Source organism: Streptomyces sp. NPDC058308 (genome assembly GCF_042880275.1).
Lineage (GTDB): Bacteria > Actinomycetota > Actinomycetes > Streptomycetales > Streptomycetaceae > Streptomyces.
The window spans coordinates 112,330-125,964 of sequence record NZ_JBHVZA010000018.1 but is presented as its reverse complement, the minus strand read 5'-3'; the positions used below and the strand labels follow the sequence as shown (position 1 = coordinate 125,964).

The 13,635-nt window shown below is 69.7% G+C and carries 14 protein-coding genes; 7 read left to right on the top strand and 7 right to left on the bottom strand.

The window, feature by feature from the left end:
- Nucleotides 1-10: 10 nt before the first annotated feature.
- Entirely contained in the window at nt 11-694 is a 684-nt protein-coding gene (locus tag ACFVYL_RS24250) for a GntR family transcriptional regulator (RefSeq protein ID WP_389719379.1), read from the top strand.
- Nucleotides 695-931: 237 nt separating this feature from the next.
- Nucleotides 932-1,786: a calcium-binding protein gene (locus tag ACFVYL_RS24245; protein ID WP_389719377.1), complete on the top strand. Its 855-nt coding sequence runs from the start codon at nt 932-934 to the stop codon at nt 1,784-1,786.
- 148 nt (nt 1,787-1,934) lie between these two features.
- Here ACFVYL_RS24245 and ACFVYL_RS24240 read toward each other — a convergent pair whose 3' ends face one another.
- Complete coding sequence (locus ACFVYL_RS24240; RefSeq protein ID WP_389719375.1) at nt 1,935-2,531, bottom strand: TetR/AcrR family transcriptional regulator; 597 nt, start codon at nt 2,529-2,531, stop codon at nt 1,935-1,937.
- 102 nt (nt 2,532-2,633) lie between these two features.
- Here ACFVYL_RS24240 and ACFVYL_RS24235 point away from each other — a divergent pair, with 102 nt between their 5' ends.
- Nucleotides 2,634-3,323, top strand: coding sequence for a nitroreductase family protein (locus ACFVYL_RS24235; RefSeq protein WP_389719373.1), 690 nt, complete (start codon nt 2,634-2,636; stop codon nt 3,321-3,323).
- A gap of 26 nt (nt 3,324-3,349) precedes the next feature.
- On the opposite strand, the gene ACFVYL_RS24230 is transcribed toward ACFVYL_RS24235, so the two are convergent.
- A complete protein-coding gene (locus ACFVYL_RS24230) occupies nt 3,350-3,790 on the bottom strand; it encodes a hypothetical protein (RefSeq protein WP_389719372.1) in 441 nt (146 codons plus the stop codon).
- A 151-nt stretch (nt 3,791-3,941) separates the two neighbouring features.
- Here ACFVYL_RS24230 and ACFVYL_RS24225 point away from each other — a divergent pair, with 151 nt between their 5' ends.
- From ACFVYL_RS24225 to ACFVYL_RS24210, 4 genes are all read left to right on the top strand, one after another.
- The gene (locus ACFVYL_RS24225; protein ID WP_389719371.1) at nt 3,942-5,198 is read left to right on the top strand and encodes a sensor histidine kinase; all 1,257 of its coding nucleotides are present in this window, start codon (nt 3,942-3,944) and stop codon (nt 5,196-5,198) included.
- Nucleotides 5,186-5,833, top strand: coding sequence for a LuxR C-terminal-related transcriptional regulator (locus ACFVYL_RS24220; RefSeq protein WP_389719370.1), 648 nt, complete (start codon nt 5,186-5,188; stop codon nt 5,831-5,833). Before ACFVYL_RS24225 ends, ACFVYL_RS24220 begins: the two co-directional genes overlap by 13 nt.
- Nucleotides 5,834-5,901: 68 nt before the next feature.
- Nucleotides 5,902-6,072: a proprotein convertase P-domain-containing protein gene (locus ACFVYL_RS24215; protein ID WP_389719453.1), complete on the top strand. Its 171-nt coding sequence runs from the start codon at nt 5,902-5,904 to the stop codon at nt 6,070-6,072.
- A gap of 311 nt (nt 6,073-6,383) precedes the next feature.
- Nucleotides 6,384-8,015 (top strand): M4 family metallopeptidase, encoded by a 1,632-nt coding sequence (locus tag ACFVYL_RS24210; RefSeq protein WP_389719369.1) that lies wholly within the window; start codon nt 6,384-6,386, stop codon nt 8,013-8,015.
- A gap of 349 nt (nt 8,016-8,364) precedes the next feature.
- Here ACFVYL_RS24210 and ACFVYL_RS24205 read toward each other — a convergent pair whose 3' ends face one another.
- The 5 genes from ACFVYL_RS24205 to ACFVYL_RS24185 all read right to left on the bottom strand — a co-directional run bounded on the left by ACFVYL_RS24205 (nt 8,365) and on the right by ACFVYL_RS24185 (nt 13,634).
- On the bottom strand, nt 8,365-9,252 hold the full coding sequence (locus ACFVYL_RS24205; RefSeq protein WP_389719368.1) for a hypothetical protein: 888 nt from the start codon (nt 9,250-9,252) through the stop codon (nt 8,365-8,367).
- 32 nt (nt 9,253-9,284) lie between these two features.
- Nucleotides 9,285-9,737 carry a hypothetical protein gene (locus tag ACFVYL_RS24200; RefSeq protein ID WP_389719366.1) on the bottom strand — a complete coding sequence of 151 codons (453 nt, stop codon included), beginning with the start codon at nt 9,735-9,737 and terminating at the stop codon, nt 9,285-9,287.
- Nucleotides 9,734-11,380 carry a hypothetical protein gene (locus tag ACFVYL_RS24195; protein WP_389719365.1) on the bottom strand — a complete coding sequence of 549 codons (1,647 nt, stop codon included), beginning with the start codon at nt 11,378-11,380 and terminating at the stop codon, nt 9,734-9,736. Before ACFVYL_RS24195 ends, ACFVYL_RS24200 begins: the two co-directional genes overlap by 4 nt.
- Before the next feature lie 256 nt (nt 11,381-11,636).
- A complete protein-coding gene (locus tag ACFVYL_RS24190; protein WP_389719364.1) occupies nt 11,637-12,608 on the bottom strand; it encodes a fumarylacetoacetate hydrolase family protein in 972 nt (323 codons plus the stop codon).
- Between the two features lie 87 nt (nt 12,609-12,695).
- A complete protein-coding gene (locus tag ACFVYL_RS24185) occupies nt 12,696-13,634 on the bottom strand; it encodes a VOC family protein (RefSeq protein WP_389719362.1) in 939 nt (312 codons plus the stop codon).
- Between the last annotated feature and the right edge of the window lies 1 nt (nt 13,635).

Genomic DNA, 13,635 nt, shown 5'->3' with positions numbered 1-13,635 from the left:
AGGAGGCACGATGGCTACGACCCGCCCGCCCGCCCGGCAACCCCTGGCCGACAAGATGTACGAGGTGCTGCTCGGGCAGTTCATGGACGGACTCTGGTCACCGGGCCAGTCGCTCAACATCGGGGCTCTCACCCGCGAGCTGAACGTCAGCCAGACTCCGCTCCGCGAAGCACTCGCCCGCCTCGAACACACCGGTCTGGTACGGCGCGAGGCCCTCAAGGGGTACCGCGTGGCACCGCTCTTCACCGAGCGCGAACTGATCAAGCTGATGGACGCGCGTCTCGTCCTGGAACCCGCGATGGTCCACGAGGCCGCGCGCCGCACCACGCCGGAGTTCCTGGCCGAACTCAAGGCGAGCATCGACGACTTGGAGCGGTACGCGACCGCGCCCCGTTCGGCGTCCGTGCGCGCCTACTGGGCCGCCGACGAGCGCTTCCATCTGCGCATCGCCGCCCAGTGCGACAACCCCTTCCTGGAGGCCGCGTACCGCTCCCTGGGCGGGCATGTCCAGCGCTTCCGGCTCTTCACCGAGCTGGGGTCGTCGGAGGCGGAGTCCCCGGCCCGCGAACACGGAGCCGTCCACGCGGCGATGGTGGCGGGCGACGCGGAGGGCGCGGCCAAGGAGATGCGGCAGCACATCGAGAACGCCAAGGCGCGCGCCCTGACCGACCGTCAGGCGGTCGGGGAGGGCTGAGAGCCTGTCTTTGAAGGCAGGACGGTCCGCGTGGGCCGCCGGTCAGGCGGCGGCGCAGTCGGAGCACCGGCCCAGGAAGGCCACCTCGGCCGTCCGTCCACGCACCATCCAGATGTCGGTCACCACGCCGTCCGACGCTGTTCATGAGCCGCTGGGCAACTCCGTTCTCGGACCCCTTGTCTAACCGGGTGACCAAAAGCACCACTGCACACGCACACCCTGAAGGGGCACTTCCGCATGCGCATTCACCGGACCATGGCAGCCACCGCCACCCTCGCCCTGACTCTCGGCACGGCCGGCTTAGCGGCGTCGGCCGCCCAGGCCGCCCCGTCCGCCGCTCGGGCCACGGCCTCTGTCGTCGTTGCCGACGGAGAGCTCTGGTACAAGGCGGCGCCGGGCCAGCAGAACAAGGTGACGGTCGACGAGAAGATCGAGCACCGCGGCGAGCACGACTCGTACTACATCGTCACCTTCCACGACCGGTACGACATCGCCATCTCCGCCGACGCGGCGGACGGGGACGAGTGCGCGTACCCCGAGGAGGGCGACCACGCCGCCGTGCGGTGTGCGTTCAAGATCCCGGAGAACTCGGACGACTCCGACACCTACCGCATCGACCTCGGTGACAAGGACGACACCGCGACCCTCGCGCCCACCAGCCAGGCCTGGGCCGGGATCTACGGTGGCAAGGGCAACGACGTCATCAAGGCGTCGGAATCCGCGCTCCTGCACGGCGGCGACGGCGACGACCGCCTCGACGGAGGCGGCGGCCCGTTCGGCTTCGGCCCGTGGGGCGACGCGGGGAACGACACCCTCACCCACTGCAGCCAGGACTGCTTCGGCGGCCCCGGCAACGACTCCCTGACCGGCACCGGCGAGGAGAACAACCTGCACGGCGAGGACGGAAACGACGTCCTGCACGGCAAGGGCGGCGCCGACATCCTCTACGGCGGCAAGGGCAACGACAAGCTCTATGGCGAGGCGGGCAACGACACGCTGTGGGGCAACAGCGGTGACGACATCCTGTGGGGCGGCACGGGCACGGACAAGCTCTCCGGGGGTCCGGGCCGCAACGAACTCCACCAGGACTGAGCTCTCCTGGGGATGAGCTCGACCGGGGCTGAACAGTCCCGGGAGCCGGGGTTCCGGCCGCGTCCGGACCGCGGGTCACCCCTCGGCCCGGGCCATCGGGCCGAGGGGTGACCCGCCCGTGCCCGGCGGCGCACAGGCTTCGTTTCGATCACTTGCCCGTTCCCGGCAGGGCATGTTCCAGAAGGACCTCCGCTGCCGCCCGTGCGTGCATGCCGTAGTCCGCTTCGCCAAGGACCATGGCCCGACTGGCCGCCCCGTCCGCGAGGGTGGCCAGTTGCTCGGCGAGTGCCGCCGGTTCGCGGCACCCCAGTTCCGTCAGCAGCGCGGCGATGAGATGGGCCATCCGCAACTTCTGTTCGCGCGCGTAGGCGTGGACCGCGCTCGCGGGGTCGGGGAACTCCGCGGCGGCGTCGATGAACGGGCACCCGCGCACCGGGGCCGCTTCCGTCGTGGGCTGGTCGAACAGCTTGAGGAGCCGCTCCCGCGGGGGGATGTCCTCGCGGGTCAGCGCGTTCTCCAGGGTGGCGCCCGACGTCGCGAGGTCCCGCAGATGAGCGATGACCAGGTCGTCCTTGGTCCGGAAGTGCGCGTAGAGCGTGCGCTTGGACACCGGGGCCCGTTCCGCGACCTGCTCCATGCCGGTCGCGTTGATGCCCTGTGTCCCGAACAGCTGGGCGGCCGCGGCCAGGATGCGCTCCCGGCCGCCACGTCCCCGCCGCTGAACTGACGTAGCCGTCGTACTCATCCAGTAAGTATACGCCTGCGTTTACTTAGGTTCCGGCGTCCTGTTAAGGTCGCCCTCGTAAGTAAACGCAACCGTTTACCTGACTGTTGACGAGGAGCTGCCATGAACAGGCCCTTCCCCACCGAACTGAGTGGTTGCGCCGAGAAGTTGATACGCGGTCGGCACGCGACCCGCGCCTTCCGGCCCGATGCCGTGCCCGAGGACACGATGCGAAATGTCTTCTCGCTGGCCGGCGCCGCACCGTCCAATTCCAACGCGCAGCCCTGGCAGATCGAGGTGGTGAGCGGAGCGGCGCGTGAGCGGCTGGCAGCCGCTTTGCGGGCGGCCCACACGGAGCAGCGCACCTCGGTGGACTTCCCGTACTCCGAAACCATGTACGCGCCGGTGCACCGCACGCGCCGGGCCGCGTTCGGCGCCGGACTGTACGGAGCGCTGGGTATCGGCCCCGACGACCAGGCGGCACGCGCGGCCTACGACGAGGAGAGCCTGGGCTTCTACGGCGCACCGCACGCCGCGTTCCTGTTCGTCACCGGAGACGGCGGCGCACGGCTGGCCGCGGACGTCGGCGCCTACATGCAGACCCTGCTCCTGGCCATGACCGCGTACGGCGTGGACAGCTGCCCGCAGGGGCTGCTGTCCTTCTACGCCGACACCGTCCGCGCCGAACTCGGCGTCACGGAAGGGAAACTGCTGGTCGGCATCTCCTTCGGCTACGCCGACGAGAGCGCACCGGTGAACCGGGTCGTGGCGGAGCGGGCCCCGCTCGGCTCGACCACGGCCTTCCACGCCTAGGGAGGAGGGTACGAGTTCCGCGCGGGTCAGCGTGACTTGGGGAAGGCGGCGCCCGGTGCAGAGCCACGGATGACGAACGCGACGTGGATGACGGGCAGCATGCAGACGACCTGCACTACCGCGTACCACGGCGGGCAGACACCCGGGATCAGGTCGGCACCGATGATCGCGATCGGCATGATCACGGCGAGGGCGCTGACGCGCTCGAAGGCCCGTCGGGATCCCCGGGAAGCGGAGACGATCATCCGGTGGATCAGCACAGCGACCACGGGCAGCAGGACTGCCCGGACCCACATGAACGTGTTCACCATATGACCGCTGCTCGACGCCGCAATGACCGCCAGCAGGGCGAGGGTGCTGAGGGCGCCGTAAACCTTGGTGCCGCGCTTCGCCGTGCCGAAGGCTCGTCGGGTGTGGGGGTGGTCGTGGTGGGCGGCCGCAGGCGGGGTGTGGAGGTTGGATTCCATGCTCACCGACGCTACGAAGCGCCCGGTCGACGCGGTATCCGTCTGGACGCACGGGCGGGTGGGGATAGCCCTACTCTCCGGCTGACCAGGGCGGTAGCGCGCTCCGCGCAGTGCACAGTGGGAGCACCGGACGGAGAGCGAAGGAAGAGACATGAGGCAGCTGGGTTCGTGGCTGGCGCGCGCCGGCGTGGGGTTCGTACGGGCGTGCGTCGTGGTCGGCATCAGCATGCTGGTCCCGGCCTTGTGGGCGGTCGCCGTGGCGCTGGGGATCCGGTGGGGGGCGGGAAACCCGTGGTCGTGGGTCGCGCCGGGCGTATTGGTGTGCGGGGGCACGCTCGCCCTGTCCCGCCCGGTCTGCCGGATGGTCCGCTTCCTTGTCACGAGGTGGACGGCCACCGTCATCCCCGCCGGATACCGGGAGGCCGGGCCGGTGTCGCGGATGTCCACCGGGTACTGGTGGAACGGCTTCAGTTACGAGCGCACCCGCCGCGACGCCCTCCTGGATCAGAAGTGGCGCCTGCGGTGGAGGGACCCCGCCAACTGGCGCGATCTGAGGTTCACGGCGATCGCGCCGTTCACCGCGGGCGTCGTCGCTTCCCTCCCGCCGGCCGGGGTGGCCGTGGCGGTCCTGGGGCTCGGCAGGACGGAGTCCGCCGCTCGCGCCATCGGGGCGCTCGGCCTGGTCGTGGCCTTCGCCAGTGCCCCGTATGCCTGGCGGTGTGTCGAGCCAGTGGCCGTCCGCTTCCTACGCCCGTCACCCGCTATGGCGTTGGCGGACCGGGTGGACGAACTGACCGCCCGGCGCGCGGACGCGACGGTCGCTCAGGCCGCCGAGATCCGCCGGATCGAGCGCGACCTGCACGACGGGGCGCAGGCCCGCCTGGTCGGGCTCGGGCTCTCTTTGGCGACTGCGGAGAGACTGATGGAAACCGACCCCGACCAGGCCAAGGCGCTGATGAGGGAAGCGCGGGCCGGTGCCACCGCTTCACTGACCGAGCTCCGCGAACTGGTCCGGGGAATCAACCCGCCCGTGCTGAACGACCGCGGTCTCGTCGATGCCGTCCGCGCTCTTGCCCTGGACAGCCCGCTGGAAGCAGTTGTCAGCGCCGACCTTCAGCTCCGCCTGGACCCGCCGATCGAGTCCGCCCTGTACTTCGCCGTCGCCGAACTGCTGACCAACGCGGTCAAGCACGCCCGTGCGACCCTGGCCCGGATCTCCCTCACCCGGGACGACACCGGCATCGTCATCGATGTCGAAGACGACGGCCGCGGCGGAGCCGGCGTGCGAGCCGACGGCGGACTCGCGGGGCTGCGTCGCCGGCTTGCGGTCTTCGACGGCACCCTGGAGATCACCAGCCCGGCAGGCGGCCCGACCCGGGTGAGGATGATGGTGCCATGCGAATCGTAGTAGCCGAAGACCTCTACCTCCTGCGTGACGGAATGGTCCGCCTCATCGAGGCGTGCGGGCACCAGGTGGTGGCGACGGCAGCCACTGGACCCGAGACGCTTGAGGCACTGCTGACGTGGCGGCCGGACGTCGCCGTCATTGACGTCCGCATGCCGCCGACCCAGTCGGACGAGGGCCTGCGCGCTGCTCTGGCCGCCCGCAGAGAACTGCCCGGACTGCCGGTCCTCATTCTTTCCCAGTACGTCGAGCAGTTGTACGCCCGGGAACTCCTGGCCGACGGCGCCGGTGGCATTGGCTATTTCCTCAAGGAGAGCGTCTTCGACGCCGATCAGTTCGTGGATGCCCTGGAACGCGTCGCCGGTGGCGGGACCGCAATGGACCCAGCCGTCATCGCCAAGTTGCTGTCCAGCGGGTCCTCGAACCGGCGGCTCGAACGGCTCACCGAACGCGAACACTCCGTACTCGGCCTCATGGCCGAAGGTTTGTCCAATCAGGCCATCGGCCGGCGGCTCTTCCTCAGCGAAAGCGCCATCAGCAAATACACGACCTCCATGTTCGGCAAACTCGGCATCACCGATGACGACACCAACAATCGCCGCGTCCTCGCCGTCCTCACCTACTTGAATAACCCCTGACGCCCCTCGGCTCCACCACAGTCGGCGTTATATAAGGGGCCTCCGTTTCAACACCGGACGCCGATGGCATCGCCGCGGGCCGACTCGAACTCCGCGGACAACGTCAAGGAGACCTGCACGGGACCTGCACGGTCAACGCCTCCTCGGAGGTCGCCAACGGCGCCTGGAAGCTGAAGGTCCAGGGCAAGGCCGCGCAGGACACGGGCTGCGCCCACAGCGGGAAGGTCACCTTCCCGTAAACCTCACCCCGCACAGAGCCTCCGCCCTCACCGAGCCACGCCGCCGCCCCGGGTGGTCAACTCCCGGGGATGTCGGGCGTGTTGCCGAGGCCGCCCGCGTTCACGACCTGTTCGCATTGCGTATGTCGACCATCGCTCAACGGACCGTATCCGGCCAACATCCGGCAAAAATGCTGACATGTACCTGGCTCGAATGGCACGCTTCCTCGCAACACGCTGCACGTACAGCACCACGCTGCACGCCCGCATCGCGTCCTTTTCTGCCTCGGGCGGCCCTTCATGCCTCCCGGGCCCCCACAGATGGAGCCCGCGTGACCCCTCATATATCCCGTAAGCGTTCGACGCTCGCGATCGCCACCGCTGTCGCCGCCGGAGCGCTGCTCACCGCCGGACTGACCACCGGCGCCTCCGCCCAGCCCGCCAAGGACACCGAGCCGTCCGGCTCACCCGTCGCCCTCTCGGCATCGGCCCGCGCGGACCTCCTCCAGGGTGCGAGCGCCGACAGATCGGCGACCGCCGAGCGGATCGGCCTCAGTGCCAAGGAGAGACTCGTCGTCCGCGACGTGGTCAAGGACAGCGACGGCACCACCCACACTCGCTACGAGCGCACCTACGACGGCCTGCCCGTCCTCGGCGGCGACCTCGTCGTGCACACCGCCAAGAGCGGCGAGTTGAAGGGCGTCACCAAGGCGACCGAGGCCACCGTCAAGGTCGCCTCCACCGACGCGAAGCTGGCCAAGTCCTCCGTCGCCAAGTCCGCGGAGTCGACCGCCGCGAAGGCGAAGACCGCCGAGGCCGACGCGCAGTCGCCGCGCAAGGTGATCTGGGCCGCTTCCGGCAAGCCCGTCCTCGCGTACGAGACCGTCGTCACCGGAACGCAGAAGGACGGCACGCCCAGCAGGCTCCACGTCATCACGGACGCCGCGACCGGCAAGAAGCTGTACCAGTACCAGGCCATCGAGAACGGCACCGGCAACAGCCAGTACAGCGGCAAGGTCACGGTCGGCTCCAAGAAGGTCACGAGCGGCTACGAGCTGACCGACAAGGCCCGTGGCGGCCACCGCACCTTCGACCTGAAGCACGCGGAGAACGGCACTGGCAAGCTCTTCAAGGACGCCAACGACGTCTGGGGCAATGGCAATCCCTCCAGCGCCCAGACCGCCGGCGTCGACGCCGCCTACGGCGCCCAGCTCACCTGGGACTACTACAAGTCGGTCCACGGCCGCAAGGGCATCAACGGCGACGGCAAGGGCGCGACGTCGCGGGTCCACTTCGGCAACAACTTCGTCAACGCCTTCTGGGACGACAGCTGCTTCTGCATGACGTACGGCGACGGCGAGGGCAACAAGAAGCCCCTCACCTCGATCGACGTCGCGGCCCACGAGATGACGCACGGCGTCACCTCGGCCACCGGCAACATGGAGTACAGCGGCGAGTCGGGCGGCCTCAATGAGGCCACCTCGGACATCTTCGCCACCGCTGTGGAGTTCAAGGCCAAGAACTCCAAGGACGTCGGTGACTACCTCATCGGCGAGAAGATCGACATCAACGGCGACGGCTCCCCGCTGCGTTACATGGACAAGCCGAGCAAGGACGGCGGCTCCCTGGACAACTGGAGCACCAACGCCGGCAACGTCGACGTCCACTACTCCTCGGGCATCGCCAACCACTTCTTCTACCTGCTGTCCGAGGGCAGCGGCAAGAAGCGGATCAACGGCGTCCAGTACAACTCGCCGACCGCCGACGGCTCCAAGGTCCTTGGCATCGGACGCGGCAAGGCCGAGAAGATCTGGTACAAGGCCCTGACGACGTACTTCACGTCGACCACCGACTACAAGGCGGCCCGTAAGGGCACGCTGCGCGCCGCGAAGGACCTGTACGGCGCGAACTCCACCGAGTACAAGCGCGTGGCCGCCGCCTGGACCGGCGTCAACGTCAAGTAACCCCCGGTCAGTAACGCAAGGGGCGGCGTCCGGCACGGACGCCGCCCCTGTCGCGTTCACCGCATCGTCCCCCCTGACCGGTGCGGCCGCCGCCGACAACGCCCGGGCCACCCGCATGACGCTGAGCCTGCTCGCCCAGCGTATCGAGCAACTCACCAGGTTGTTCGCGGAGTTGAATTCGCGTCCGGCCCGCCTGGGTCGTGCAGCGGACCTGGTGCACCGAGAGGGAAAGGAAGAGCGAGCCGAACGCCCCCGCGGCCGCGGACCCTTGGCCCGTGAAGGAGATGCCCCGGAATTCTCGGCCCACCAGGCGCGCTGCGGCCAGGTGTGCCGGAAGGCGGGCGGTTACTCATGGGGATGTGCAGTAGGCCGTGGGGCAGAAGGAGTTCACGGCGTTCTGCAGTATCTCGAACTGCGTGGTCCGTTCGTCGACGGGCGCCGCGACCAGCACGGCGTACATGACGTCGTCGGCTTCCGTGCCGCGGTAGTCCATGATGCGCCGATCGCCCGCCTGGCTGTTGGTGTAGGTGTATTCGAGGTAGGCGTTGGAGTCGGTGTCCGGTCCCTGGCGGTTGAGGCTCACAGGGCTGAAACCGGGGAGTTGCGAGGCGAGCCGCTTGGCCTCGGCGGCGGAGTCGTACGGGGTTGATTCCGGGCCGTTCAGCTGGAAGATCTGGAGGAAGTGAGTCTCGTCGAGTGAGGTGTAGAAGACGCTGGCGCCGCGGGTGGTGCGCTGCCAGCCGTCGCGGACATCGACGGTGAATCCGGCCTCGTCCTCGACCCGGGTGTAGCCGGGGGCGGGCTGGCCGCCGTCGGAGACGGGTGAGCTGGCAGAGGCGGTGGGCTCGGTGGCGGTGGGTTCGGTGGTGGGTTCGTCGGTCGTCTCGGTGGTTGGCGCGTCGGTCGGGCTGTTGGTTGCCGTCGGGCTGGCCGGGCCCGACAGCGTGCCGGAACCGTTGTCGCTCGAGCGGTCCACGAGCAACCAGGTGCCGACGCCCAGGACCGCGCACACGACGATGGCGATCAGGCTGAGGATCAAGCGGCGTTGGGGGTTGGTGACCACGGAGTCGGGCTCGGGTGAGCGCGGAGGGCCGGGGCTCGGTGCGGTCGCGTCCGGTGGCGGTGTGGGCTGCGGCCCGTACGGAGACGGTCCTTGTAGTGGCGGCTCGTACTCCGGCTGCCCGCGCCGCGGTCCTTGCGGAACCCAGCGCTGGTTGTCAGCGTCCCATTGGCTCATGGTGCACCCCGATGCGTTCGTTCGCGTGCTGTTCAGCCGCCCAGCAGCTGGGCTATCGCCTGGACCACAGCCACCGCCGAGGCCAGGCCACCGGCCGCGCTCGTGCCTGTCTCCAGGTAGGCGCGCAGCCGCTCCAGTCGGCCTTGCTCCGGCCGCCCGGTGGTGGCTATCTCCTCCTCGACCAGGGCCAGTTGGCCGTCCAGCTCGGCTGCCGGGTCGACCCTGTCCGGGTCCGGAGCGCCGGGCGCGAGCAGCGGCAGCTGGTCGCGCAGGGTGCGGACGGCCGTCAGCAGGGCCGCGATGTCGGGGCCAAGCGTCACACCATCGCGTGTGGTGTGCACAGCCTGGGCGCCGGGACCGGAGGCGACCGCGCCGCCGTGCATCGTGGTGATGGTGATGTTGCCGGAGGAGGAGCCCGCGACGCGGCGCGGTGGTTCGTCGGTGCCGCCCGGGTCAGGGCCGTGGGGTGGTGCGGTGCCGGTCATGCGGAACCTCCTGGTGTCCCCTGGGGTGTGTTGCCGTGGGCCGGTCCCGGCCGCGCGGAGTGATGGGCCCTGGCATGGTCGCCGGTGGCGACGGCCCCGCCGCTCATGGCTCCGACGAAGACGCCGCCACTGCTGACGTTGACGATCTGCTGCTCGAACTCGCCCGTCTCGTAGCCCTGGGTGCGCAGGGCCTCCCGTACGCCGCTGATGATCCGGTCCTGGACGGTCTTCACGTAGCGGCTGATGTCCATCTCCTGCATGAGTGAGACCTGCTCGGCGCTGCCCTGTTCCCGGACCGATGTCTCCGGGCCGTCCGGAACCGCGCGCCGGGGGTCGGCCAGCCAGACGCGGAAGAGCGCGATGACCGTGCGGATGGCGGAGGCCCCGGCTGCCACGGACGCGGAGGGCGCGGCGAACAGGGCACGGACCGCGTCACGCCCCAGGTCCGGGTGTTCGCGGGCGGCGACGACGTCCACGATCCTGAACGTGTCGCTCAGCGGCATCAGGATGTGCGGGATGACCTCAAGGACCAGCATCTCGCCCTGGGTGTGCACCCGGACCAGGATGGAGACGACCACCTGCTCGTCCCAGGCGCCGATCCGGATCCGCAGGAAGTGCCGCCTGGCCTCGCCGCCTTCGTCGACGGCCTCGGCCAGGTGCCCGTGGACGGAGCGGGCGTCGTAGGAGACCTGAGCGCGGGCCGGACCGACCGGCAGATAGACGAACTCGTCGATTTCCAGCTCGCGCAGGCGGTCGCGGCCGGTGGCGGCGGCGGAGGCGCACAGCCGCTCGAGCCGGGGCACGATCAGATCGAGGACGGTACGTGCCAGCAGCCGGTCGGCAGCGGGTCGGCTGCCGTCATGAGCGACGCGTCGGCGCAGTTCGAGGGCGAAGGACCAGGGCTCATAGGGGCGTCCGGCGCCGACGAAGGGGCGGTAGGGGTCGTAGAAAGTGAGCGGGGCGTACTGCTCACGGTCGATGGCGGCGGTGATCCGCCGTAGCCGCAGCGTGCTCTGCGGCAGCGCGCGGGGCACCCTCGAAAAGGCGTCGGACGACAGCTCCCGACGCATGATGTCCTCGACCCGCCAGCGGTGCAGCCACACCGGCAGGACCAGCAGCGCCGGGAAGAGCAGGGCGAGCAGTGTCGCGGAATCGAAGAAGGCGAGGGAGAGCGCCGTACCCCAGTAGGCGAGGACGAACAGACGGGGCCCGATCGGCGCCAGCACGGTGAGCCGGCCGCTGCTGGCGCGGCGCAGGGTCGCGCGGTCCATGGTGTAGACGGACAGGCTGCGCGCGCCGAGGGTCAACCGGGCGCTCCACACCAGCAGAACGATCACCGCGTACAGCACGAACCACGGAACCAGCAGCGACGGGACATCGGCGTTCAGCTCGACCACGATGAACAGCACCCAGATGAAGAGGACCTGCGCCGCGGCCTGCGCCTCCAGGCGACGGGCGCGCAGCGCGTGGGCCAGGACCGGGACCACGTCGATGCCGAGCGAGGGAGCGACGGACCGCTCCTCGTGCTCGATGAGTTCCTCGATGACCTTGCGGCGGAACATGCCGTGGACATAGGCCCCGGCACACAGCAGACGCGTCGCCTCGCTGCGCGAGTAGTCGTGGGAATGTCCCTTCACCGGCATGCCCATGCACCCCCTGATGCCCGAACTCACCATCTGACACAGGGAGTTGGCGGTATGCGGTTACTGGACAGCGTACGGCGGTGGAGAGGAAGGAGCGCCGCTGCGGCCATGACGAAATGGCTGGTCCGGCATCCGGCATCCGGCGTCCGGCGTCCGGCATCCGCCGGCAGCCGAGCGGCGCGAGCCGCCGCCCTGGCGGGAAGGGGCCCCAGGCCAGGCGCCTCTCCGGCCTTGAGCCTCCTGGGGTATGGACCGGTCACGGCCGTTCCCGGGACCGGCGTCGGCCCGCTGGAAGCGGCACGGGGTCCGCGCCGGGCACGATGGTGTTGGCCACGCTGCCGATCGCTTCCACCGTGAGGGTGACGGTGTCACCGGGCTTCAGCGGTGGCGGGGTCTGTTCGCCGCGCAGGCCCCACAGTTCGGCGAGGCAGCCGCCGTTGCCGCAGGTGCCGGAGGCGAGGACGTCGCCGGGGGCGACGCGGGTGCCGCGCGAGGCGTAGGCGGCCATTTCCTCGAAGGTCCAGCTCATGTTGGAGAGCAGGTCCTTGCCGATCGTCTCCCCATTGACCTCGGCCGTCAGCGCGAGGCGCAGGAAGCCGTCGGCGTCACGGTACGGCTCCAGCTCGTCGGCCGTGACCAGGTACGGGCCGAGCGTGGTCGCGGTGTCCTTGCCCTTGCAGGGGCCGAGGCCGACCTTCATCTCGGCGGCCTGGAGGTCGCGGGCGGACCAGTCGTTGAAGACGGTGTAGCCGACGATGTGGTCGCGGGCCTGTTCGGGCGTGAGGTCGAAGCCCTCGCGGCCGATGACGGCGGCGACCTCGAGCTCGTAGTCGAGGACGGACGAGCCGGGCGGCATCGGGATGTCGTCGCCGGGTCCGTGGATCGCGTGCGGGTTGGTGAAGTAGAAGGTGGGAGCCGTGTACCACTGGTCGGGTACGCCGCCGACGCCGTCCACGGAGCGGCGTACGCCCTCGACGTGTTCCTCGAAGGTCACGAAGTCCCGTACGGAGGAGGGCTGGAGCGGGGGAAGCAGCCGTACCTGGGAGACGTGCGGCCCTGGTGGTGCGTCGAGCGCGGCGGCACCGGCGTCGAGGAGGGCGGGCAGTCCGCCGCCGGAGCGGACCAATTCGGTGAGTGAAGTGGTGTCGGGCAGCGGGTGGAGGGTGCCGTCGGCCTCGACGACGGCGACGCGGGCGCGGTGCCGGCGGGCGTAGGTGGCAAATCGCATGGGGGCTCCTGGCGCGGGCGGGGGCCGGGGGCGCGGAGGGACCGGTCAGGGCACGGACAGGGCCGCCGCGCCCCCGGGGCGGGCGGGTCAGACGGGCGGGGCGATGAACACGCCGCGGTCGACGTCGTTGAAGGACTCCTTGGCGACCAGCTCGTTCATCGGGTTCGCGGTACCCCACTGGTCGGTGACCTCGGGCTGCGAGAAGTCGTAGACGTGCGGGTGCCAGGTGTCCTCGTCGAGCTCCTCCAACTCGGTCGTGTACTCCACGGTGTTGCCGTGCGGATCGAGGAAGTACGTGAAGGTGTTGTCGCCCGCCATGTGGCGGCCGGGGCCCCAGATCTTCCGGAAGCCCGCGCGCATGACGCGGCCCGATCCGCGCATGTACTCGTCGAGGCCGCGCATCTCGAAGGAGACGTGGTGCAGGGCCGTGTGCGGGCCCTGCGCGATGGCCATCGAGTGGTGCTGGCTGGAGATCCGCATGAAGTGCATGACCTCACCCATGTGCGGCGAGGACAGCGTGTCGGACAGGGCGAAGCCGAGGTGGCGTTCGTACCACTGCCGAGTCCGGTTCAGGTCGGGGGAGTTGAGGACGACGTGGGAGAGCCTGACCGGGACGGCTTCCTTCTCCTCGATCTTGCGGTGCCGCCTGACCTCGACGTCGGCGGAGACCTCGATGGTGCGCCCGTCGACGTCGAAGAAGCGGAAGCCGTAGCCGCCGCCGGGAGTGTCGACCTTCCCGGGGCGAGAGATCAACTGCGCTCCTCCAGCCAGGAGTTGCTCGGCCAGGGTGTCCACGTCGGTCGGGGATTCAGCTCCGTAGGAGACGAGGTCGAGGCGCTTCTCCTCGGCCTTGCGCAGGCGGACGGCGTAGTTCTCCGGGCTGCCCTCGGCGGCGAGGAAGGAGATGCCGGAGTCCTCGGCGACCTTGGTCAGGCCCCAGATGCCGGAGTAGAAGTCGAGCTGCTTGTCGTAGTCGGGCACGGCGAGGTCGACGTGCCGCAGGTGGGTGAGCAGACGGTTGCTCATG

Coding starts and splice junctions, on each gene's coding strand:
- ACFVYL_RS24235 (WP_389719373.1), top strand. CDS start 2,634: ATGAACAGGCCCTTCCCCACCGAACTGAGTGGTTGCGCCGAGAAGTTG.
- ACFVYL_RS24240 (WP_389719375.1), bottom strand. CDS start 2,531: ATGAGTACGACGGCTACGTCAGTTCAGCGGCGGGGACGTGGCGGCCGG.
- ACFVYL_RS24230 (WP_389719372.1), bottom strand. CDS start 3,790: ATGGAATCCAACCTCCACACCCCGCCTGCGGCCGCCCACCACGACCAC.
- ACFVYL_RS24220 (WP_389719370.1), top strand. CDS start 5,186: ATGCGAATCGTAGTAGCCGAAGACCTCTACCTCCTGCGTGACGGAATG.
- ACFVYL_RS24190 (WP_389719364.1), bottom strand. CDS start 12,608: ATGCGATTTGCCACCTACGCCCGCCGGCACCGCGCCCGCGTCGCCGTC.
- ACFVYL_RS24185 (WP_389719362.1), bottom strand. CDS start 13,634: ATGAGCAACCGTCTGCTCACCCACCTGCGGCACGTCGACCTCGCCGTG.
- ACFVYL_RS24250 (WP_389719379.1), top strand. CDS start 11: ATGGCTACGACCCGCCCGCCCGCCCGGCAACCCCTGGCCGACAAGATG.
- ACFVYL_RS24200 (WP_389719366.1), bottom strand. CDS start 9,737: ATGACCGGCACCGCACCACCCCACGGCCCTGACCCGGGCGGCACCGAC.
- ACFVYL_RS24225 (WP_389719371.1), top strand. CDS start 3,942: ATGAGGCAGCTGGGTTCGTGGCTGGCGCGCGCCGGCGTGGGGTTCGTA.
- ACFVYL_RS24245 (WP_389719377.1), top strand. CDS start 932: ATGCGCATTCACCGGACCATGGCAGCCACCGCCACCCTCGCCCTGACT.
- ACFVYL_RS24205 (WP_389719368.1), bottom strand. CDS start 9,252: ATGAGCCAATGGGACGCTGACAACCAGCGCTGGGTTCCGCAAGGACCG.
- ACFVYL_RS24195 (WP_389719365.1), bottom strand. CDS start 11,380: ATGCCGGTGAAGGGACATTCCCACGACTACTCGCGCAGCGAGGCGACG.